A 21,874-nucleotide genomic window follows, 5' to 3' on the forward strand; every position below is an offset into this window, starting at 1 on the left:
TTAAATGATGAGACAAAAGCTCCATAAAAAAAGAACGCAGACACGCGTTCTTTTACATTATCCAATTAGCTAGTCTCTTTTTGGGCTAGATCACTCGCAGCCTTGATGATCTGCTCTCGCGGATGATCTTTTAAAAGAGCGATTTCAAAAACCTCATCCAGATGGGTAACAGGAATGATTTCAATTCCCGTGATCTCATTCAGGATGGTCTGGACATTTTCCTTTGGAATGATGACCTTCGTGGCGCCTGCTTTTTTCGCTGCCTTCACTTTTGGATAGACACCGCCAATCGGCTTCACATTTCCATGGATGCTGATTTCTCCAGTCATCGCAACGGTATTGTCCATTGGGATTTTATAGATGGCTGAATAAATTCCAGTCGCCATGGCAATTCCGGCAGATGGCCCATCAATCGGTGTACCGCCAGGGAAGTTCACATGGATGTCAAACTCATCTGCCGGTACGCCCATCGACCTCAGGACAGTTATGACATTTTCAATCGAACCCCGCGCCATACTTTTTCTGCGGATTGATTTTCCCTGTCCGCCGATGCTTTCTTCATCTACGATGCCGGTGATATTTATGGACCCTTTTTCCTTCGCCTTGATGACCGTTACCTCGATTTCAAGAAGAGCGCCGGTGTTTGGTCCATATACAGCCAGGCCATTTACCAGACCAACCGCTGACTTTTCATTAATTTTTCTTTCCATCCTCGGTGTCAGCTGGCTTGAATGGACGACCCATTCAATTTCCTCTTCCTTGATGTATGTCCGGTCATCTGTTATGGCAAGCCCTGCGGCGATTTGCACCATATTGACTGCTTCACGGCCATTCCGTGCATAGTTTGACAAAATCTCAATCGCTTTTTCACTCATCGACAGCTGTACTTTTTCAGCTGCATTCCTCGCTACTTCAGAAATTTCCTCTTGAGTTAGCTCACGGAAAAATACTTCCATGCATCTTGACCTAATTGCCGGAGGGATTTCGCTTGGAGTTCTCGTCGTCGCGCCTACAAGGCGGAAGTCTGCCGGGAGCCCATTTTTGAAGATGTCGTGGATATGACTCGGGATTTGCGTGTTTTCTTCATTATAATACGCACTCTCTAAAAATACCTTCCTGTCTTCCAGTACTTTTAAAAGCTTGTTCATCTGGATTGGATGCAGTTCACCGATCTCATCGATGAATAAAACTCCACCGTGTGCATTGGTGACCGCCCCTTGCTTAGGCTGAGGGATACCGGCCTGTCCCATTGCTCCAGCTCCTTGATAGATCGGGTCATGCACCGAACCGATTAAAGGATCTGCAATCCCTCTTTCATCGAACCTGGCAGTAGTAGCATCCAGTTCAACGAATACCGATGATTTTTTGAAGGGGGATTTTTGGTTTTGCTTAGCCTCTTCCAAAACCAGTCTCGCTGCCGCTGTTTTCCCTACTCCAGGAGGTCCGTAAATGATGACATGCTGCGGATTAGGACCACACAAGGCTGCTTTCAAAGCCTTGATTCCATCTTCCTGTCCGACAATATCATTGAAGCTTGAAGGCCTGACCTTTTCAGCAAGCGGCTCACTCAGTGACACCGACCTCATCTTTCTTAACTGTTCCATTTCCTTTCGGGATTCCCGATCAATTGATACCTTTTGCGTCCTCTGATTCCTTAATAGATTCCAGAAATACAGCCCAATGATGATACCGAAAAACAGCTGTATAAATAAGGCGATTCCGGTCCAACTCAATATACATTCCCTCCCGTAAGTTGATACTATTCGCTTTCACCTAGTATCCCCCTGAGCGTGTTGGAATAAACAATATTTTCAAGTGAATTTTTCCGCCTGAAGTGACCGGGTTTTATAGCGGATTGTAGACATTTTGCCGGGAGGGTTTGAGGTAGTTCGGACAGCTTTTCCTCTTCCACCACCCAAGCTGTCCGAAGGTGACCCGAGTTCGGACAGCTTTTCCTCTTTCACCGCTAAACCTGTCCGAAGTTGGCTCTGATTCTGACAGCTTTTCCTCTTTCACCGCTAAACCTGTCCGAAGTTGCCTCTGATTCTGACAGCTTTTCCTCTTTCACCGCTAAACCTGTCCGAAGTTCCCTCTGATTCTGACAGCTTTTCCTCTTTCACCGCTAAACCTGTCCGAAGTTGGCTCTAGTTCGGACAGCTTTTCCTCTTCTACCACTAAACCTGTCCGAAGTTGCCTCTGATTCTGACAGCTTTTCCTCTTTCACCGCTAAACCTGTCCGAAGTTGGCTCTAGTTCGGACAGCTTTTCCTCTTCTACCACTAAACCTGTCCGAAGTCGGCTCTGATTCTGACAGCTTTTCCCTTTCCACCGCTAAACCTGTCCGAAGTTGGCTCTGATTCTGACAGCTTTTCCTCTCTTAACACTTAACCTGTCCGAAGTTCGCCATGATTCTGACAGCTTTTCCTCTCTTAACACTTAACCTGTCCGAAGTTGCCTCTGATTCTGACAGTTTTTCCTCTTTCACCGCTAAACCTGTCCGAAGTTGCCTCTGATTCTGACAGCTTTTCCTCTTCTACCGCTAAACCCGTCCGAAGTCGGCTCTGATTCTGACAGCTTTTCCTCTTCCACCACCCAAGCTGTCCGAAGGTGGCTCTGGTTCGGACAGCTTTTCCTCTATTCATTCCAAACCTGTCCGAAGTTGGCTCTGATTCTGACAGCTTTTCCTCTTCCACCATCCAAGCTGTCCGAAGGTGGCTCTAGTTCGGACAGCTTTTACTCTTCTACCACCAAACCTGTCCGAAGTTCACCTCCGATCGTTCCAGCAATCGGAATTTTTCACACTAAAAAATCCCGGTGAGCACTCACCGGGATTTAGGAAGCATTAAGCTGAATTTCTTTCGTCTTTCAGGACTGTACCGTCTTCTAGGACTAGCTTTGGCGGCATGTTGTTCTCGACTGTTTCCTTCGTGATGATGCACTTAACAATATCGTCACGTGATGGAAGGTCGAACATGACATCAAGCATGATGCCTTCAATAATGGAACGCAGTCCGCGTGCTCCTGTCTTGCGCTCGATTGCCTTTTTCGCAATCTCGATTAAAGCATCATCTTCAAAATCAAGCTCGACATCGTCCAGCTCAAGCATTTTCTGATATTGCTTCACAAGTGCGTTCTTCGGCTTTGTCAGGATTTCAACCAGTGCTTCTTCGTCAAGCGGAGTTAGGCTCGCAATCACTGGAAGACGGCCGATGAATTCAGGGATCAAACCGAACTTCAGCAAGTCTTCAGGAAGCACTTTTGACAGCAATTCCTTCTTGTCTAGGTCTTCTTCTTTTTTATCAGAACCGCCGAAGCCGATTACTTTCTGGCCAAGGCGGCGTTTGATAATTTGTTCGATACCATCAAATGCCCCGCCGCAAATGAACAGGATATTCGTTGTATCAATCTGGATGAATTCCTGATGAGGATGCTTTCGTCCACCTTGTGGCGGAACGCTTGCAACTGTTCCCTCAAGAATTTTAAGGAGCGCCTGCTGCACGCCTTCACCGGACACATCTCTTGTAATAGATGGGTTTTCGGATTTTCTTGCGATTTTATCGATTTCATCGATATAAATGATTCCTTTTTCAGCTTTTTCCACATCATAGTCAGCTGATTGGATCAGTTTCAACAGGATATTTTCAACGTCTTCACCGACATATCCTGCTTCAGTCAATGATGTTGCATCCGCGATTGCGAAAGGAACATTAAGAATACGAGCCAATGTTTGGGCAAGTAAGGTTTTTCCGCTACCTGTCGGCCCAATCATCGCAATATTACTCTTTGACAGTTCAACATCATCAATCTTGCTGTTTGAGTTGATACGCTTATAGTGGTTGTAAACGGCTACAGAAAGGTTTTTCTTCGCCTGGTCCTGGCCAATTACATACTCATTAAGGATATCACGGATTTCCTGTGGCTTCGGAACATCCTTGAACTCAACTTCTTCTTCAGTACCAAGTTCTTCTTCAACGATTTCTGTGCATAATTCAATACACTCGTCACAGATATAGACACCTGGACCGGCTACCAGCTTGCGGACCTGATCCTGAGTCTTGCCGCAGAAAGAACATTTGAGCTGTCCTTTTTCATCATTAAATTTGAACAATGCCTTCACCCCTTGAGAACTTCTAAAACATATATAAAGCTGCGATTCATAAGCAAACGAACAGTTAAGTGACGGTTTTTCTGCTGCATTGTAGCAGGTATGTATTGCATTGTATCATATTTTGCCAGGGTACAGGAAATAATAACCCTCGGCTATTTCAGGTTCGCGCTTATGAATCGAAAAAAAAATATGTACTAACTCATCTTAACCATAAATCCGGCCATTAAATCGGCTTACAGGAAATTGCTAAAAAATTATGTATGTATATTGGTGATAATGGTAGAAAACAAGGCACGATTTACTCGCGCCTTGTTTCTATCTTTTATACTAAGTATAAAATTCACTTTGAGAAATGTCTAGCTTCAGCGCCTAGCCCCTCGAGTCACTTGTCTAGTGTCGCCTCCTAGAAACTCCGAAACTTCAACTCCGCGGCAGAAGCAAAAAGCGCTTCTTTGTCGAAGTCTCCAGTTTCTGCGTTTCTGGACAGTCGGCTATACTTTTCGATTTCGGTCCGCCCAATGAAGTCAAAGAACGACTTCACCGGTCGGCCCTCCAGTGCTTGTCGGGGCTGACCAAGGCGCTTACGCTTTTCTAATATTATGCAACAGTTTTGCTGTTTTCTACAAGGAAATCAACTGCTTTTTTCAGTTGAAGATCGCCTTTGATTCCTTCAAGGCTTCCGCCTAGTGCTGCCTGGATTTGGTCAGCAGTCATATTGTACATTTCAGACATCTTTTCAAGCTCTGCATTTACTTCTTCATCAGTTACTTCGATGTTTTCAGCTTTTGCGATTGCTTCAAGAGTCAGGTTCACACGAACGCGTGTAGCAGCTTCTTCTTTCATTTGTTCGCGAAGAGCAGCTTCATCTTGTCCTGAGAACTGGTAGTACAGGTCAAGGTTCATGCCTTGCATTTGCAGGCGCTGTTCGAATTCGTTCACCATGCGGTCGATTTCAGTGTCGATCATCGCTTCAGGAACTTCGATTTCAGCATTAGCTGCTGCCTTTTCAACAACAGTGTCGCGCTCGAAATGTTCTTTCTGGTGCGCTTTGTCGTGTGCAAGACGATCTTTGATTTTTGTTTTAAGCTCATCTAAAGTTTCAACTTCTTCGTCAGCATCTTTAGCGAACTCGTCATCTAGAGCTGGAAGTTCTTTTCCTTTGATTTCGTGAACTTTCACTTTGAAAGTTGCAGGCTTACCAGCAAGTTCAGCTGCATGGTACTCTTCTGGGAAAGTAACCTCTACATCTTTTTCTTCGCCAGTAGCTGTTCCAACTAGTTGTTCTTCGAAACCTGGAATGAATGAACCTGAACCAAGTTCAAGTGCATAGTTTTCAGCTTTGCCGCCTTCGAAAGCTTCGCCATCAACGAATCCTTCGAAATCGATGACAACATTGTCGCCATTTTCAGCTGTGCCTTCTTCTTTAACAACAAGCTCAGCCTGCTTTTCTTGCATTGCTTTCAATTCGTTCTCTACTTCTTCATCTGTAACGTTTGTGTCGAATGCTTCTACTTCAAGTCCTTTGTATTCGCCAAGCTTCACTTCCGGCTTAACTGTTACAGTTGCCTTGAAGATCAGGCTCTTGCCCTTCTCGATTTGTTCTACATCGATTTCAGGACGGTCAACTGGCTCGATTCCAGTTTCGTCGATTGCACTTGCATATGCTTCTGGAAGAAGGATATCAATTGCATCCTGATATAAAGATTCTACGCCGAAACGCTTTTCGAACATTTGGCGTGGCATTTTTCCTTTACGGAATCCTGGTACGTTAATTTGCTTAACGACTTTCTTGAATGCAGCGTCAAGACCCTGGTTGACCTTTTCTGCATCTACTTCAATTGTTAGAACCGTTTGGTTCCCTTCTCTTTTTTCTACCTTTGCAGACATACAGTTCCCTCCAACAATAATCTATTGTCATTTTCATTCGACGATGAATACTCTTGTTAACCAAGCAATATTCCAGATTAAATGTAAAATAGAATGATTTTTACATAATACAACCACTACATTATAACACAGGTTTATTTCGTTTCAACAGCTTGGACTATATTATCGGGTAAGAAATTTCTTCTAACTCTCTGATAAACTCAAGAACCTTTGCTGCTTCAACATGGTGACTGCCGTAAAGATCAGCAAACTCCTCAAGCGGATCATCAAATCCATAGTACTCGTTGGCAGTGAAATGAACTGCAGCAGCCCAGGCAGCAGGCTTGCCGACAGGAGTTTTATACGGATAAACCAGAAAAAAATACCGCTCAACGAGGCTTTGCACCTGTTCATACAATACAGGATCATCATTTTCAATCTCATCGGCTAATAACTGAAGCACTCCGCTGTCCTCAATGTACTCCTTCACATCAGGTAAATGAGTGGGGGTAAAAGATTCATTCCAGTCGAATTTACTTACACCAATTTCCTCTGAATACTCTTGTTCTCTCAATATATTGACCAGCATGGTTTTTATAAAGGGATGGCCCTCTTCTGAACCTGCAAATTTTTTCAAAACCTTGATGAACGGACGAATGTTCACATTGGTGAGACTTCCTAAAGCCAAAACCTGCTTATTTATGTCTTCCGATTCAAACAGATCTAGTTCCTGTTCTTCTGGTTGTTCATCATCCATCTCAGCAGTCTCATATTTTTCTGTCCCATCTTTCATCTTTCGGCCAAACTCAAGCATTTTCATAAAATGCTCATGCTTATCAACAGGGATTTCCCGATCTTCGAGCAATGCTTCAATCGCAGTAACTACTTCACTGTACTCATTCAACTGGACGAGGATCATCAAATACATTTCGATCACCTGGATATAATCACCTCGGCCGCTCTTTAGCATATCCGCCGCGATTTCCTTGGCCATCTTTAGGTTGCCCGTTTCATAATGGACGAGTATGAGTCCTACATATATATCGCTGTTCTCAGGTTCGTGCTCCAGGGCTTGCTCCAGACATTGAATGGCTTCCCTGTACTTTTGCTGTTTTAAATAATCCAGGCCTTTTTCCAAAAGCCTCTTTCCCAGACCGGGAAACAGGATCAGATTATCCTTATTTGAATCCCGTTTTTTCATACACATACCGCCTTACTTATAAAAAAATATCTATTTGGTAATCCGTTTTGCACTTCAGCTTTTTAGAAAGTGTAGCACGATTTCTGGAAAAAACAAAAAGATTCACAAGCAGAGCCTGTGAATCTTCTAATTTCTATAAAGTTTAGTTGCCAAAACTAGCATCCTATCTTCGCAACCGCATCCTCATATTCCTTAATGCTTCCTTCGAGCTGGAGGGTCAATTCGATTTCGTCCCATCCGTTCAGTAGCATATTATACCAGTAAGGGTGAATTTCAAATTCTGCCCTAAAACCCTCATTATCATAAACACATTTCTGCTCAAGCGAAACAGTCATCTCATACTCCTGCCCGGCTGCTTTTCCAAGCAGGCAGGTTACTTCCTTTTCAGACAATACCACAGGGAGAATTCCATTTTTAAGGCAGTTCTGCTTAAATATGTCTGCGAATGATGGAGCAATGATCACCCGGAACCCATAATCCTGCAATGCCCATGGCGCGTGTTCCCTGGAGGAGCCACAGCCAAAATTTTCGTTGGCGATTAAAATCGATGCTCCCTGGCTGGCAGGGTGGTTGAGTTCGAACCTTTCATCTGGTTCACCATCTTGCTTGAAGCGCCAGTCGTAAAATAAATATTGACCAAACCCGGTCTTCTCGATTCTTTTCAGGAATTGCTTCGGAATGATCTGGTCTGTATCTACGTTGGTCCGGTCCATTGCAGCAGCTTTTCCTGTCATTTCTTTAAAACTGGACATTTCAGGCTCCTTTCATCGTAAAATTTTTCCTTGCGAATTAACTTTTAGGAAGCGGCCGGAAATTGCGTAGAGTTCCGGACTATTTTTTAAGCTATTCTTTCTTCTGGAAGACTTTGCATTAAAAGATAGCGAGAATAGTGTCTTTCGTGCCGTTAATTGCAATACTCATGGTCATTAATTGCGCCATCAGTCACTATTTGGTATAAACACTAAACCGTTACTCCAGCCATCGACCTGACATCAACAAAGTGTCCGTTAAGCGCAGCTGCAGCTGCCATAGCCGGGCTCACTAGATGCGTCCGTGCTCCAGCACCCTGTCTTCCCTCAAAGTTCCGGTTTGAAGTGGAGGCGCAATGCTCCCCGGCTGGTACGATATCAGCATTCATGCTGAGGCACATGCTGCAGCCTGATTCCCTCCACTCAAATCCTGCTTCGATAAAAATAGCGGCTATGCCTTCTTCTTCTGCTGCCTTTTTCACCTGCTGGGAACCTGGTACGACAATCGCATTTACTCCTGCAGCGACCTTCTTCCCTTTGACAATCTCGGCGGCAGCACGGAGGTCCTCGATCCTTGAATTCGTACAGGAACCGATGAATACTTTCGTCACGTGGATATCTTTGATAAGCTGACCTTCCTCAAGTCCCATATATTCAAAGGCTCTTTGAACGGATTTCTTTTCTGCATCCGTTTCACATTCTGCTAAATATGGCACTCTTTCCGTAACCGGGGCCGTCATCGCTGGGTTCGTTCCCCAGCTGACCATCGGTGCGATTTCTCTTCCATCAACTTCAATCACATCGTCATGCTCCGCATCTTCATCAGAGGCAAGCTTCTGCCATTCAAGGATATGATCAAGAAACGCATCTCCCTGTGGTGCATACTTCCTTCCATTAAGGTAGGCGAAAGTCTTTTCATCAGGAGCAACGATTGATGCTTTTGCCCCGCCCTCGATTGACATATTGCAAAGCGTCATCCTTTCTTCCATCGACATATTCCTGATCACATCGCCGCAAAATTCAATAACATATCCTGTACCGAATTTGACGCCATATTGACCGATAATAAACAGAATGACATCTTTGGCGCTGACTCCAGGCCCGAGTGAGCCGGAAACTTCGATTTTCAATGTTTTCGGTTTTGTCTGCCAGAGCGTTTGCGTAGCAAGAACATGTTCAACCTCACTTGTTCCTATCCCGAAGGCAAGTGAACCGAAGGCTCCGTGTGTCGATGTGTGGCTGTCTCCGCAGACGATGGTCATCCCTGGCTTCGTCAAACCGAGCTCAGGCCCGATGACATGGACGATTCCCTGTTCCGGACTGTCAAGGTCAGCGAGCGGAATTCCGAACTCCTCGCAATTATTCCTTAATGTGTCCATCTGGTTCCTGGCAACCTGGTCATTGATCTCCCGGCGATTAAGGGTGGGAACATTGTGGTCCATCGTCGCAAATGTCAGGTCAGGCCTCCTTACTGTCCGATTTTTCATCCTCAGCCCTGAAAAAGCCTGCGGGGAGGTCACTTCATGGACAAGATGCAAGTCAATGTATAATAGGTCCGGCCTGCCCTCTTCCATATGGACGACGTGCTTCTCCCAGATTTTTTCAATGATCGTTTTTCCCAAAATAACCTCCCCTTTCATTTGTATATAAGATAGATTTATACTCAGTTAAGATCTTAGAATCATTAACACCGGTTTAAGCATAAGCACCCATGATATTGAAAATTGCTTCATTATCGAGAAGGGCAGCTTTGATTTCTTCGGCCATTTGTTCAGTTGTGACCGGGAAGCTTCCCATTACAGCGATATCACGTGTCCTGCTTCCTGATTCAAGAACCTGCTTCACGGCGTTCTCGACTGCTTCTGCTTCCTCATCCAGCCCAAAAGACATTCTCAGCATCATCGCAGCTGAAAGGATCATCGCGATTGGGTTGGCAGCATTCATTCCGGCGATATCTGGTGCTGAACCATGGATCGGCTCATATAAATATGGTCCCTGGACTGAAACGCTGGCTGACGGCAGCATGCCAAGCGATCCGGTCAGCACCGAGGCTTCATCACTTAAAATATCTCCAAACATGTTTTCTGTTACAATTACATCGAACTGCCGAGGATTTTTGATCAGCTGCATTGCTGCGTTATCCACGAGCATATGGTCAAGCTGCACATCCGGGAACTCTCTCGCGATTTCTTCAGCTGTTTCCCTCCACATTCGGCTTGATTCCAGGACATTGGCCTTATCCACTGAAGTGACCTTGCTTTTGCGCGTTGCGGCCAGCTCGAACGCGTAGCGAATGACTCTCTCCATCTCTTTTTTCTGGTAAAACAAAGTATCTACTACAGAAGCTTCACCTTTTTGGACTGTCCGCTCACTCGGTTTCCCGAAGTAAAGCCCGCCTGTCAGTTCCCTGACTACGACCATATCAGCACCCTCGACGACTTCCTCGCGAAGCGGAGATACACCGGAAATACTGGAGTAATATTGGACTGGCCGGACATTCCCGTACAATCCAAGCTCTTTCCTGATTTTCAACAACCCTTTTTCAGGACGCAGATGCCCGGGCATCCCATCCCATTTCGGTCCGCCTACTGCCCCTAAAAGAACAGCATCGCTGGTTTTACAAAGATCCAGGGTGTGCTCCGGAAGCGGGGTTCCATACTCATCGATGGCTGCGCCGCCAATTTCTCCATACACACAATGGAATTTGTGCCCGAAAAGCTCGGCTACTGCCTGGAGGATCGTGACCGCCCCCTTGCTTACTTCTTTACCTACGCCATCTCCTGGCAGGATTGCGATCCTTTTTTCCATTACACTCGCCTCCACTTTTTTAGTAGTTGTTGATCAGCCGTTAACGGCAACCTTCTTTGTTTCTTCCATATAAAGGACTCTGTTGACAGCATTGAGATACGCCTTCGCAGAAGCTTCAAGCACATCCTGTGCGAGGCCTCTTCCGCTTGTCTCGATTCCCCCGAAATCCAGTTTCACGTAAACCTGCGCAAGAGCATCCCTGCCCGCCCCGACTGACTGGATCCTGTAATCTAACAAGCTCGCTGTTTCTTCCATGCATTTTTCAAGCGTATTATATAAAGCTTCGATACTTCCGGAGCCTGTTGAAGCTTCCTGGATTTTTTCATTCTGACAGCCAGACAGGGTGACCGTCGCAGTAGGTACCTGGTTGGTCCCGTACTGTACCTGAATGGAATCGAGCCGGTAATACTGCTGTTCTTTAGACAGCTTCTCTTCGAGGATGATGGCTGCAAGGTCATCATCAGTCATTTCCTTTTTCCGGTCTGCCAGCTCCTTGAATACAGAGAATAAGTGATTGATCTCGTGTTCTGGAACAGATAGCCCAATTTCATTTAATCTGTTTCGGAATGCATGTCGTCCGGAGTGCTTTCCGAGTACCATCGAGTTTTTCTGAAGGCCGACCAGCTCTGGAGAAATGATTTCATAAGTCGTTTTCTCTTTCAGCACTCCGTCCTGGTGGATTCCCGACTCATGCGCGAAGGCATTCCGGCCGACCACCGCTTTGTTCGCCGGAACCGCCATACCCGTGAGCTTGCTGACAAGGCTGCTTGTTCTGCTGATTTCCTTGAGGTTCATCCTTGTTTCCGCCTCGTAAAAATCTTTGCGGATATGGAGGGCAACAGCGAATTCCTCGAGTGCTGCATTCCCGGCCCGCTCGCCAATTCCGTTAATGGTTCCTTCCACCTGTGAAGCACCCGCAGATACAGCGGCAAGGGAGTTGGCGATTGACATCCCAAGGTCATCATGACAATGCGCTGAAAGTTCGACCTTACTAATAGAAGGAACATGTTCCTGCAAGTAAGTAAAAATCTGTCCATATTCCTGCGGAGAGATATATCCAACAGTATCTGGAATGTTGATCACATTTGCACCTGCCCTGATCACCTCTTCAACAATCTCAGCCAGGAAATCAAGCTCAGTCCGGCAAGCATCCTCAGCAGACCATTGAATGACCGGGAATTTGGCTGCCGCATATTTCACCGTTCTTACCGCTGTTTCGATCACTTCTTCTTTGGTCTGCTTCAGCTTGTGGACCCTATGAATAGGCGAAGTTGCGATAAAAAGATGCAATCTTGGTTCTGCACCATGCCTCAAGGCTTCCCACGCAGAGTCAATATCCGTTATAACCGAGCGCGCGAGCCCTGTCACCGAACAGCCTTTGATCTCACGGGCAATTTCCGCAACTGAGGCAAAATCCCCTTTGGAAGCGGCCGGAAACCCGGCTTCAATGATATCGACATTCAGCCGCTCAAGCTGTCTGGCAATCTCTAGTTTTTCCGTGAAATTCAAATTGACCCCGGCTGACTGCTCCCCATCACGCAATGTCGTATCAAAAATTTTAATTTTTCGCACTGGCAGCCACTTCTCTCTGCTTTTGTTTGTTGACAAACGGCATCATCTTTCTTAGTTCTCTTCCCACCTCTTCAATCTGGTGGCTGTTTTCTTTTTCATTGATCGCATTGAAGACCGGTCTGTTGTTTTCGTTTTCTTCAATCCAGCCTTTTGCAAAGGTTCCTTCCTGGATGTCTGTCAAAACTTTTTTCATTTCCGCTTTCACCTGATCATTTACAACCCTTGGCCCGCTGACAAAATCGCCCCATTGTGCCGTGTCAGAAATGGAATAGCGCATTCCTTCCAATCCGCCTTCATACATCAAATCAACGATCAGCTTCAGTTCATGCATCGTTTCAAAATATGCCAGCTCCGGCTGGTATCCTGCTTCGACAAGTGTTTCAAAGCCCGATTTAACGAGTGAAGTCAACCCGCCGCAAAGCACAGCCTGCTCCCCGAATAGATCTGTTTCCGTTTCCTCCTTGAAGGTTGTTTCCAATGCTCCGGCCCTTAATGCTCCAATTGCTTTTGCATAAGCGAGCGCTAGTTCCCTTGCTTCTCCCGATACATCCTGATGGATGGCGAAAAGCGCTGGAACGCCTGCCCCCTCTTCGTATGTCCTTCTGACAAGATGTCCCGGCCCTTTTGGAGCGACCAGCAATACATCACAAGTTTCCGGCGGAACGATCTGGTTAAAATGGACATTAAATCCGTGGGCAAACATCAAAGCCTGATTTGAAAGCTGGGGTTCAATTTCATTTTTGTATACTGCTGTCTGCCGCTCATCCGGCAGCAGTACCATGACCACATCTGATGAGGCAACTGCTTCAGCCACTGTCTTGACCTCAAAGCCATCTTCAACAGCCTTTTCCCATGACTTTCCTGATCTTAAGCCAACAACAACCTCAACGCCGCTGTCGCGGAGATTCTGTGCGTGCGCATGTCCCTGTGAGCCATAACCGACAACCGCAACCCTCTTTCCGTTGAAATAAGCCTCATTTGCATCACCGTTATAGTACATTTTCGCCATATTCTCTCTCCCTTTCTATTTAAAAAATTGGTTTTTGATCAGACAAAAGAAAATGTTTTTTGCTGGCTGGTCCGCTGGTTCCCCCGCGGGAATGCAGTCGTTCCAGTCCGGGCCAGCTCCCTGATTCCATATGGTTTGATCAGATCGATAAATGCCTCGATTTTTTCCGTTTCACCTGTCAATTGGATGATGATGCTATCCTTACTCACATCAATCACCGATGCCCGGAATGGTTCTATGATGGAGTAGATTTCTGCCCGATTCTGGGGAAGGACCGGCACTTTCACAAGAACCAGCTCACGGGCGACTATCGCCTGGTCGCTGATATCCGCCACCTTCAGCACATCGATCTGCTTGTTCAACTGCTTCGTGATCTGCTCAACCATCCCGTCATTCTCCACATGGACAACACAGGTCATCCGGGAGACTCCTTCCTGCTCTGTAAGACCAACCGAAATGCTTTCAATATTGTAATTTCGTTTTGTAAAAAGATTGGTGATCCTGTTCAAGACTCCGGGCCGGTTCAGGACCGTCATCGTTATGATTCGCTTCATTTCCTCACTCCCACCATTTCGTGGATTCCTTTTCCTGGGGCAATCATTGGATATACATTTTCAGCTCCATCGACCCTGAAATCGAGCAGCACCGGTTCATTGTCATTGAGCACTTCATCCAGGATGGCATGCGCTTCAGCTTCGGAGTGGATTTCAAACCCTTTGATGCCATATGCTTCAGCCAGTTTTACGAAGGATGGCTGTATCGGATTTTTGCTGTGAGAATACCTTTCCTGGTAGAAAATCTCCTGCCATTGCCTTACCATCCCAAGTGCCTTGTTATTGAAAATCGCAATCTTGATCGGCAGCTGGAATTCGGCAATCACAGCCAGCTCCTGGGTTGACATCTGGAAACCGCCATCACCGAGAACGGCGACTACGCAAGCCTGCGGGTCTGCCAGCTGTGCGCCTATACTGGCTGGAAGACCAAATCCCATTGTTCCGAGCCCTCCTGAGGTGACCCATCGATCAGCTGTTTTGAACTGATAGTATTGAGCAGCCCACATTTGATGCTGACCGACATCGGTAACGACAATCGCTTCGCCTGCTGTTTTTTCATATAGCAGTTCCATGACCTTTTGCGGTTTTAGAATTTCATTGTCTTCGTAATGAAAAGGAAATTCATTTTTCCAGGACTCCAGAGTTTCAATCCATTCTTGCTGCTGCGGAGGTTTCCCTTCGAGCTTGAGCAGCTGTTTTAAAGCTTCCCTGGCATCTCCTACAACCGGAATCTTCGTAGGCACGTTCTTCCCGATTTCCGCAGGGTCTATATCAATATGGGCGACAGTTGCTTTTGGCGCAAAGTGCTGCAGGTTGCCTGTCAGCCGGTCATCAAAGCGTGCCCCGATATTGATCAGCAAGTCACAATGATAGAGAGCCATGTTGGCCGTATAGCAGCCATGCATCCCCGCCATCCCCATAAACTGTTTATGTCCTGCGGGAAATCCACCCAAGCCCAGCAGTGTGTGGACCACCGGAATGTTCTGCTGTTCAGCGTATTCTTTTAATAGATTTGATGCCTTTGAATGAAGGATGCCAGCTCCAGCGAGGATGACTGGTCTTTTTGCCTTGCTGACTGCTTCTGACAGCTTTCTGACTTGCAGGAAATTCGGCTCCGTTGTCGGCTGATAACCTGGTAAATAAATTTCCTGATCTGCCGACTCCGGTTCTGCCAGTATTCCCGACGCAAGGTCCTTTGGAAAATCGATGACCACCGGACCAGGCCTGCCGCTTGTCGCAATATAAAAAGCTTCCTTGATGATCCGTGGGATGTCTTTGATCTCCCTGACCTGATAGTTATACTTCGTGATTGGGGTGGTGATTCCCAGAATGTCAGCTTCCTGGAAGGCATCTGTACCGATGACCCCTGTCGCCACCTGGCCGGTGAAAACGACCAGCGGCAGCGAATCCATCATCGCATCGGCAATGCCGGTGATGATGTTGGTCGCGCCCGGTCCAGAAGTTGCGATGACCACACCCGGTTTCCCGCTGATCCGCGCATATCCTTCAGCCGCATGGATTCCTCCCTGTTCATGCCTTGGCAGCACATGAAGGATCTTAGAATCATAGAGTTTGTCGTAAATCGGGAGGACAGCTCCTCCTGGGTAGCCGAAAATGACTTCGACGTTTTCCTTTTCCAGAGCCTTTAGCAGCAAATCTGCGCCGCTCACTTTACTCGTTTTAGCCTTTGTTTCCTTCAAGGCAGCTTCCATTTATCGAACCTCCCATATTTGGATTCACTGTATTTTTTCAAAATAAAAAAGCCCATCCATCTCCATATGCCTAAGGTTTCCCAGGCAAAGGGATGGAATAGGCTTTATCTCCTTGTTCCACGGTACCACCCTTCTTCACGCTTAACGCGTGCGCTCGTGATTTTGATAACAAGTGCGTTGCACTCGACCAGTTTTACTAGTATCCTTTCAAACTGGCGCTCCAGGGTGAGTTCATTCAATACGGCATCACCGGCTTCCAGCTAACCCGGCTCTCTGTGCATGCTGATCGCATTGAATTACTTGTCCCTGTCTTCGCTTTATCTATATTCGATTAAAAACCCAGATAGGTTGATGTTGTTTGCAACATAATCAACTAAGCTTGACATAAAACTATATTTAACTGACTTGATGGGCTGTCTCCGGATAGACCTGGATGCCATCGGCTACAACAGTAGCCCTGAATTCCTTCAGGATGTTTTGGGTATGCTCGCCTGGCATCCCATCGCCGATGACTCTTCCATCCACTTTGACAACGGCGATCACTTCGGCTGCAGTTCCGGTAAGGAACACTTCATCTGCCGTGTAAACATCATGGCGGGTAAACGGTTCTTCCTTCACCTCGTATCCTAGTTTAGAAGCAATTTCAATCACCGCGCTCCTTGTGATTCCTTCAAGGGCCCCTACATAACTAGGCGGGGTAAGGAAAGTGTTGCCTCTTACGATAAAAATATTATCCGCGGACCCCTCGGCAACATAGCCCTGGTCATTCAGCATCAGAGCCTCGCTCACATTGGCCAGATGCGCCTCAATCTTTACGAGGACATTATTTAAATAATTCAGTGACTTCACTTTCGGGCTTAAAACATCAGGACGGTTTCTTCTAGTCGCCACCGTAACAATCTCAAGTCCGCTCTCATACAATTCCTTCGGGAAGATGGACAGCGGCTCCACAATGATAACGACATTCGCATTAGGGCACTTATACGGATCCAGTCCCAGGTCACCAACACCCCGTGACACGACCACCCGGATATAGGCATCTCTTAATCGGTTCCGTTCTACTGTCTCTACTACAAGATCAGTGAACTCCTCTTTAGAGTGTGGCATATTCAGCATGATGGATTTAGCTGACCGGTAAAGACGGTCCATATGTTCTTCCATCCTGAAAATATTGCCGCTGTATACCCGTATCCCTTCAAAAATACCGTCTCCGTATAAAAATCCATGATCATATACCGAAATCTTAGCATTTTCCTTGGTGACGAATTCCCCGTTTAAGTAGATCCACTGCTCGGGCACAACACAACACTCCTTTAATGAATAGACGCTTTAAATGAATAAAATTAGGTTTAAAAAAAATACAATTTTACACAATGGGCTGTTGCAAAAACTGCATTGGTGAAACTTGTATTTTTATATTTGAGGATTATCTTACGCCCATTTATCAGCCTCGTCAACACCCTTTTTCTAAATTATTTGATAATTTTGACTTGTTGACCAATCTGTATACGCTTACATTGTTGATATATTCACATTTATAATTTTTTAATTTTTTTTCTCTTTAGGGTTCCTGAGCATAAAAAAAACTCACCTTCCATGAAGGTGAGTTAAGGTATGTAGTTTAAATGGCGTCCCAGGAGAGATTCGAACTCCCGACCGTACGCTTAGAAGGCGTATGCTCTATCCGGCTGAGCTACTGGGACATAGTTGTTTTTTAAAGACAAGATTTATTATATTAGGCTAATAACAAAATGTCAATATGAAACCTAAACTTTTTTCCGAGGGGAAAGATTGATTCCCCTCAGAAAACTATTATAGTAGTATCAGTCTTTTTTGTGAAGTGTAAACTCCTGCCTTAAGTCGGATAATTCTCCGTTACCATAGTCAAAGATCCTTAATAAGACTTTATTACTGTCCAGCTCGAGGATCACATAGGTCTTTTCAATTCTGCCGCGAGGAAGTCTGATGCTTCCCGGGTTGATGAAAAGCACATCATCGACCATTTCAGCACCGAGAATATGCGAGTGTCCAAAACAAACAATATCTGCCTCTGCTTCTTTGGCCTTATAGTACAGGTTCACGAGTGTGGATTTCACTGAGTATAAATGCCCGTGTGTCACAAGAATTTTCAGGCCGCTTAAGTCGTGGACTTCATTGTCAGGATAATTGCCGTAAAAATCGCAATTCCCTTTGACTGACCTGAAATTCATAATGGCAGGATCCTTCTCGGAAAGCTCCGAATCACCGCAGTGAATCATCAGGTCTACATCCCTTCCGTGCTCTCTTTCGATTCCTTCCAGCACCTCTGTTGACCCATGGCTGTCACTGACAATCAGCACTTTACTCATATCGTTTACTCCCGTTCCTTGAGAACTTCATCCAGTTTCCTGATCGCATTGGCCCGGTGGCTGATGCTGTTTTTTTGCTCTGAAGTCAATTCTGCCATGCCTTTCCCTTCTGTCTCAACGAAGAAAATCGGGTCATAGCCAAACCCATTGCTGCCCCTTCGTTCACGAAGGATTCTCCCCTCACATGTCCCGAAAACCGTCAATGTTTCCTTGCCTGGCTCAGCCATCGCCAATGCACAGCAAAATCTGGCAGTCCGTTCGTTTTCTGGCACATTTTGAAGTCCATCGAGAACTTTGTCGATGTTTGCTTCGTCATTCTTTTCAATTCCTGCATATCGTGCCGAATAGACACCAGGGCGGCCATCCAGCGCGTCAATTTCAAGTCCTGAATCGTCTGCGATCACCCGGACTCCGAGTACTCTGGCAATTGTCTCGGCTTTCAGGACTGCATTCTCCTCGAAAGTCGAACCAGTTTCTTCAACATCCTCAAGCTCCGGGTAGTCAAGCAGTGTTTTTACAGTAAGTCCTTTAGGCAAAAATAACTTCTCGAACTCCTTTGCTTTCCCCTTATTTTTTGTTGCGATAATAACTGATTCCATTTTTAGATCTCCCCTAGCGCTTTTTTGCTCTCTCGATCTTTGCGGCCAATTCCTCACCGAGTGCAGACTTTTGCAATTCGAATAATTCCGTAATCCCATCCTGTGCAGCCTTCAATAGCTCCTGCAGCTGACTGTAGGAAAATGTAGCTTCCTCTCCTGTTCCCTGCAATTCAACGAATTCTCCATTGCCCGTCATCACCACATTCATGTCGACATGGGCAGCCGAATCTTCTACATAATTCAGGTCCACAACAACTTTTCCATCTTTCAAGACACCAACGCTTGTTGCTGCCAGTAAATCATTTACCGGGAAAGCAGACAGCTTCTTTTGCTTACTAAGCTTCTCAAGAGCCTGTGCCATGGCAATAAATGCTCCTGTAATCGATGCCGTCCGGGTGCCTCCATCTGCCTGGATGACATCACAGTCAACCCAGACCGTCCGCTCGCCAATAGCCTCCAGATTCACGACCGCGCGCAAAGCCCTGCCAATCAGACGCTGGATTTCCATTGTTCTTCCAGAAATTTTCCCTTTTGCCGCCTCACGAATATTCCTTTGCTCTGTCGCTCTAGGCAGCATGGAATACTCAGCCGTGATCCATCCTTTTCCCTCGCCGCGCATGAATGGCGGCACCCGATCCTCAATGCTCGCGGTACAGATTACTTTCGTATCGCCCACAGAAATCAGCACAGAGCCCTCAGGGTGTTTTAAATAATCGGTTTCTATATGTATTGGTCTTAATTGTAAGGGTTCTCGCCCATCGTATCTCATTTAAAGCCCTCCTTAGCATGTTCAAGCAGTTTGCCTGGAACAACAATAAATAAGAGGCAGGAAAATCGCCTGCCTCTTTGAATGTCTTTAATTAGTATATCAAAATTTTGTTATTAAAAACTACCTGTGTTTACTTTTTCAGGTCTTGTGACTGGCTCTGCCAGTTTCTCGCCCTTTTCTGACAGCACATCTGCCTTTCCATTCACCGTCAGTGCCACACTCTTGACACCTTCCTGCTCTGTCAGTGACAACACAAGAGAATTCAGCAGATGTTCAGATACCATTTTTTCTTCCAGGCTTCCGAAAATAGATTCGTTGAAGTTCAACGTTACCTTGCCATCTTCGATCTTTGGCTCATCAAGCAGCTTCACACCGGACTGGAAATCCGACAGCAGATTCGAAGCATATGCTGGACCCTCAACAAGCTCATTGACAATGGCAGTGATATTATCTTTCTGATCATTGCTGACACGCTTGGTTACCGGAACATAGTAGTACGCGCCTTCTTCACCGCCAATATAATAAACGGTCACTGCTTTCGTATTAGTGATATCTACGACATCTGAATTGTCGACATTGATGCCATCAGCACGGCTCAACTCTTCGCCGATTGGAGTTCCATTCACAGGCATCGCTTCGAGCGGCGTGCCATTCATCTGGAGTTTCACCTCATCGATGGAATCAAATTGTGTAAGCGTCCAGGTCACCGCTTGAAGGATTCTTTTCTCATCCTCTTTTTTGTAGGTTGCGAATTCCTTTGAAAAATCAACCGTTGCTGTCCCGTCCTTGATGTTCAGTGTCATTTGCGTGTCAGCTGGGAGGACGGCCCTGAAGCCATTAGGGAGCATTTGCTCCACAGGGCCATTGGCCACGAGGTATTCCAATGCCTGCTTGGCGACACTCTCTGTTTTTGGAAGTTCCATCGTCTGGGAGACGACATATCCATTTTTATCAATCAGGTACAGTTCTGTCTGGATGGATGTCTCCACCGCTTCTTTACCATTCTCTTTTGTTTCAGTCGTAACATTTTCATCAAGCGCTTCCCCATTCTCCATGAGAGTCACGTCCTGAGGCGGGTCGATCTTCTTCTTCTCCTCGCCCCCGAATAGACCACAGCCTGACAGGAATACAGTAGTTGCCAATGTAGCAGCTGTAACGACCACAGCCTTTTTATTTTTTGACATATAAATCCCTCCAAAGACAGTTTGTACTATCATGTATACGAGCCTTTCGATATTTTAGACCCTCTTTGGTAAGATTTTTAGTATAAACTGAAAACAAAAAGACCTCCATCTCTGGAGGTCTATAACATCATCCTAATTTGATTTTCTCCGCGTTCTCGATTGGCCGTTCGAGCCACTGTGAAGCGATCGTGGTAAAGATCGTTCTGGATCCAGTCATGTAAAATGAATGCTCAGGCAGCTCGTCCCGGTCTGCAAACATATCGTTGTGGCCAAGGATCGTACTTACTTCGCGTGCGGTTTCCTCTCCAGAACTGATGACCTTCACTTCAGGTCCCATGACTTCTTTGATGAGCGGCTCAAGCAAAGGGTAGTGGGTGCAGCCAAGGATCAATGTGTCGAGTCCTTGTCCCTGCAATGGCTTCAGGGTTTCCGTTACGACTTTCTTGGCAACACGGCCATCAAATTCCCCGCTTTCCACCAGAGGCACGAATTTTGGGCAGGCGAGTGCTTCAACCGCAGTCTTTCGGTTGATTGATTTCAAAGCATGCTCGTAGGCACGGCTTTTAACCGTGCCTTCCGTCCCGATAATCCCGATTTTGTAATTATCCGTTACCTTGATGGCTGTCCTTGCGCCCGGCTGGATGACACCCAGTACCGGTATGGAGAGCTCTTCCCTGATTTCTTCCAGAACCACCGCGGTCGCTGTATTGCACGCGATGACTAGCATTTTAATATTCTTCTCAAGCAGGAACCGGGTCATTTGCCAGGTGAATTTTTTCACTTCCTCAACAGGCCTTGGTCCATAGGGACAACGAGCAGTATCACCGACGTAGATGATCTGTTCGTATGGCAACTGTCTCATGACTTCCTTGGCAACGGTTAACCCGCCAACTCCTGAATCAATGATTCCGATTGGTCGATTCAAAAAACTCGCCTCATTCTCCACGCATTTCTTGATGTAATTTTGCCAGGCCTTCCTTAAGCGACACGATTTCTTCGCCGGAGAAATCCTTCAAAACCTCTTGAAGGTACAGCTGGCGTTTCTTGATCACTTCATCGATGATCCTTTCGCCTTCCTCCAGAAGATGGATGCGGACCACACGCCTGTCATTCGGGTCCTTCACCCTTACAACCAGCTGATTCTTTTCCATCCTGTCAACAAGGTCCGTCGTCGTGCTGCAGGCGAGGAACATTTTGTTCGACAATTCCCCGATTGTCATATCTCCGTCTTCAAACAGCCATTGCAGGGCAATGAACTGGGGTGGTGTAATGGTGTAATTGCTGAGGATCTCCCGGCCCTTCTGCTTAATGATTCCTGATATGTACCTTAGATCCTTTTCAATACCAGCTACCGTCTCCAGCCCTTTATTTTTTTCTACCCCTTCAAGTTTCATCC

Annotated in this window: 18 protein-coding genes, 1 tRNA gene and 1 other annotated feature; all 19 genes read right to left on the bottom strand. The window is 46.2% G+C overall.

Going from position 1 to position 21,874, the window contains the following annotated elements; translation table 11 throughout:
- Window positions 1–65: 65 nt before the first annotated feature.
- The gene (lonB, locus tag QNH36_RS17750) at window positions 66–1,733 is read right to left on the bottom strand and encodes an ATP-dependent protease LonB (RefSeq protein WP_144477659.1); all 1,668 of its coding nucleotides are present in this window, start codon (window positions 1,731–1,733) and stop codon (window positions 66–68) included.
- A gap of 1,108 nt (window positions 1,734–2,841) precedes the next feature.
- Complete coding sequence (clpX, locus tag QNH36_RS17755) at window positions 2,842–4,107, bottom strand: ATP-dependent protease ATP-binding subunit ClpX (protein WP_144477655.1); 1,266 nt, start codon at window positions 4,105–4,107, stop codon at window positions 2,842–2,844.
- A gap of 597 nt (window positions 4,108–4,704) precedes the next feature.
- Window positions 4,705–5,994 (bottom strand): trigger factor, encoded by a 1,290-nt coding sequence (gene tig / locus QNH36_RS17760; RefSeq protein ID WP_144477651.1) that lies wholly within the window; start codon window positions 5,992–5,994, stop codon window positions 4,705–4,707.
- Between the two features lie 157 nt (window positions 5,995–6,151).
- Window positions 6,152–7,174, bottom strand: a complete 1,023-nt coding sequence (locus tag QNH36_RS17765; RefSeq protein WP_283903903.1) for a tetratricopeptide repeat protein — start codon at window positions 7,172–7,174, stop codon at window positions 6,152–6,154.
- Window positions 7,175–7,329: 155 nt separating this feature from the next.
- On the bottom strand, window positions 7,330–7,926 hold the full coding sequence (gene leuD / locus QNH36_RS17770; RefSeq protein WP_283903904.1) for a 3-isopropylmalate dehydratase small subunit: 597 nt from the start codon (window positions 7,924–7,926) through the stop codon (window positions 7,330–7,332).
- A gap of 209 nt (window positions 7,927–8,135) precedes the next feature.
- A complete protein-coding gene (gene leuC, locus QNH36_RS17775; protein WP_144477645.1) occupies window positions 8,136–9,545 on the bottom strand; it encodes a 3-isopropylmalate dehydratase large subunit in 1,410 nt (469 codons plus the stop codon).
- Between the two features lie 73 nt (window positions 9,546–9,618).
- A complete protein-coding gene (gene leuB / locus QNH36_RS17780) occupies window positions 9,619–10,731 on the bottom strand; it encodes a 3-isopropylmalate dehydrogenase (protein WP_144477643.1) in 1,113 nt (370 codons plus the stop codon).
- Between the two features lie 33 nt (window positions 10,732–10,764).
- Window positions 10,765–12,303: a 2-isopropylmalate synthase gene (locus tag QNH36_RS17785; protein WP_283903905.1), complete on the bottom strand. Its 1,539-nt coding sequence runs from the start codon at window positions 12,301–12,303 to the stop codon at window positions 10,765–10,767.
- A complete protein-coding gene (ilvC, locus tag QNH36_RS17790) occupies window positions 12,290–13,312 on the bottom strand; it encodes a ketol-acid reductoisomerase (RefSeq protein ID WP_144477639.1) in 1,023 nt (340 codons plus the stop codon). The genes QNH36_RS17785 and ilvC overlap by 14 nt, the downstream gene beginning before the upstream one ends.
- 38 nt (window positions 13,313–13,350) lie before the next feature.
- Entirely contained in the window at window positions 13,351–13,866 is a 516-nt protein-coding gene (gene ilvN, locus QNH36_RS17795) for an acetolactate synthase small subunit (protein ID WP_144477637.1), read from the bottom strand.
- Window positions 13,863–15,578, bottom strand: a complete 1,716-nt coding sequence (gene ilvB, locus QNH36_RS17800; protein ID WP_144477635.1) for an acetolactate synthase large subunit — start codon at window positions 15,576–15,578, stop codon at window positions 13,863–13,865. Before ilvB ends, ilvN begins: the two co-directional genes overlap by 4 nt.
- An 85-nt stretch (window positions 15,579–15,663) precedes the next feature.
- Window positions 15,664–15,900, bottom strand: a binding site (T-box leader).
- Between the two features lie 74 nt (window positions 15,901–15,974).
- Window positions 15,975–16,877 carry a branched-chain-amino-acid transaminase gene (gene ilvE / locus QNH36_RS17805; RefSeq protein WP_251541034.1) on the bottom strand — a complete coding sequence of 301 codons (903 nt, stop codon included), beginning with the start codon at window positions 16,875–16,877 and terminating at the stop codon, window positions 15,975–15,977.
- A 327-nt stretch (window positions 16,878–17,204) separates the two neighbouring features.
- Window positions 17,205–17,281, bottom strand: a tRNA-Arg gene (locus tag QNH36_RS17810).
- A gap of 120 nt (window positions 17,282–17,401) precedes the next feature.
- Window positions 17,402–17,926 carry a metallophosphoesterase gene (locus tag QNH36_RS17815; RefSeq protein WP_251541037.1) on the bottom strand — a complete coding sequence of 175 codons (525 nt, stop codon included), beginning with the start codon at window positions 17,924–17,926 and terminating at the stop codon, window positions 17,402–17,404.
- 5 nt (window positions 17,927–17,931) lie between these two features.
- A complete protein-coding gene (locus QNH36_RS17820; RefSeq protein WP_251541039.1) occupies window positions 17,932–18,525 on the bottom strand; it encodes an XTP/dITP diphosphatase in 594 nt (197 codons plus the stop codon).
- A gap of 13 nt (window positions 18,526–18,538) precedes the next feature.
- Complete coding sequence (gene rph / locus QNH36_RS17825) at window positions 18,539–19,294, bottom strand: ribonuclease PH (protein WP_144477626.1); 756 nt, start codon at window positions 19,292–19,294, stop codon at window positions 18,539–18,541.
- A 113-nt stretch (window positions 19,295–19,407) separates the two neighbouring features.
- On the bottom strand, window positions 19,408–20,478 hold the full coding sequence (locus QNH36_RS17830; protein WP_144477623.1) for a GerMN domain-containing protein: 1,071 nt from the start codon (window positions 20,476–20,478) through the stop codon (window positions 19,408–19,410).
- A 127-nt stretch (window positions 20,479–20,605) separates the two neighbouring features.
- Window positions 20,606–21,403 (bottom strand): glutamate racemase, encoded by a 798-nt coding sequence (racE, locus tag QNH36_RS17835; protein WP_251541041.1) that lies wholly within the window; start codon window positions 21,401–21,403, stop codon window positions 20,606–20,608.
- A 10-nt stretch (window positions 21,404–21,413) separates the two neighbouring features.
- Window positions 21,414–21,872: a MarR family winged helix-turn-helix transcriptional regulator gene (locus tag QNH36_RS17840; protein WP_144477617.1), complete on the bottom strand. Its 459-nt coding sequence runs from the start codon at window positions 21,870–21,872 to the stop codon at window positions 21,414–21,416.
- Between the last annotated feature and the right edge of the window lie 2 nt (window positions 21,873–21,874).

Source organism: Mesobacillus sp. AQ2 (genome assembly GCF_030122805.1).
Classification (GTDB): domain Bacteria; phylum Bacillota; class Bacilli; order Bacillales; family Cytobacillaceae; genus Mesobacillus; species Mesobacillus oceanisediminis_A.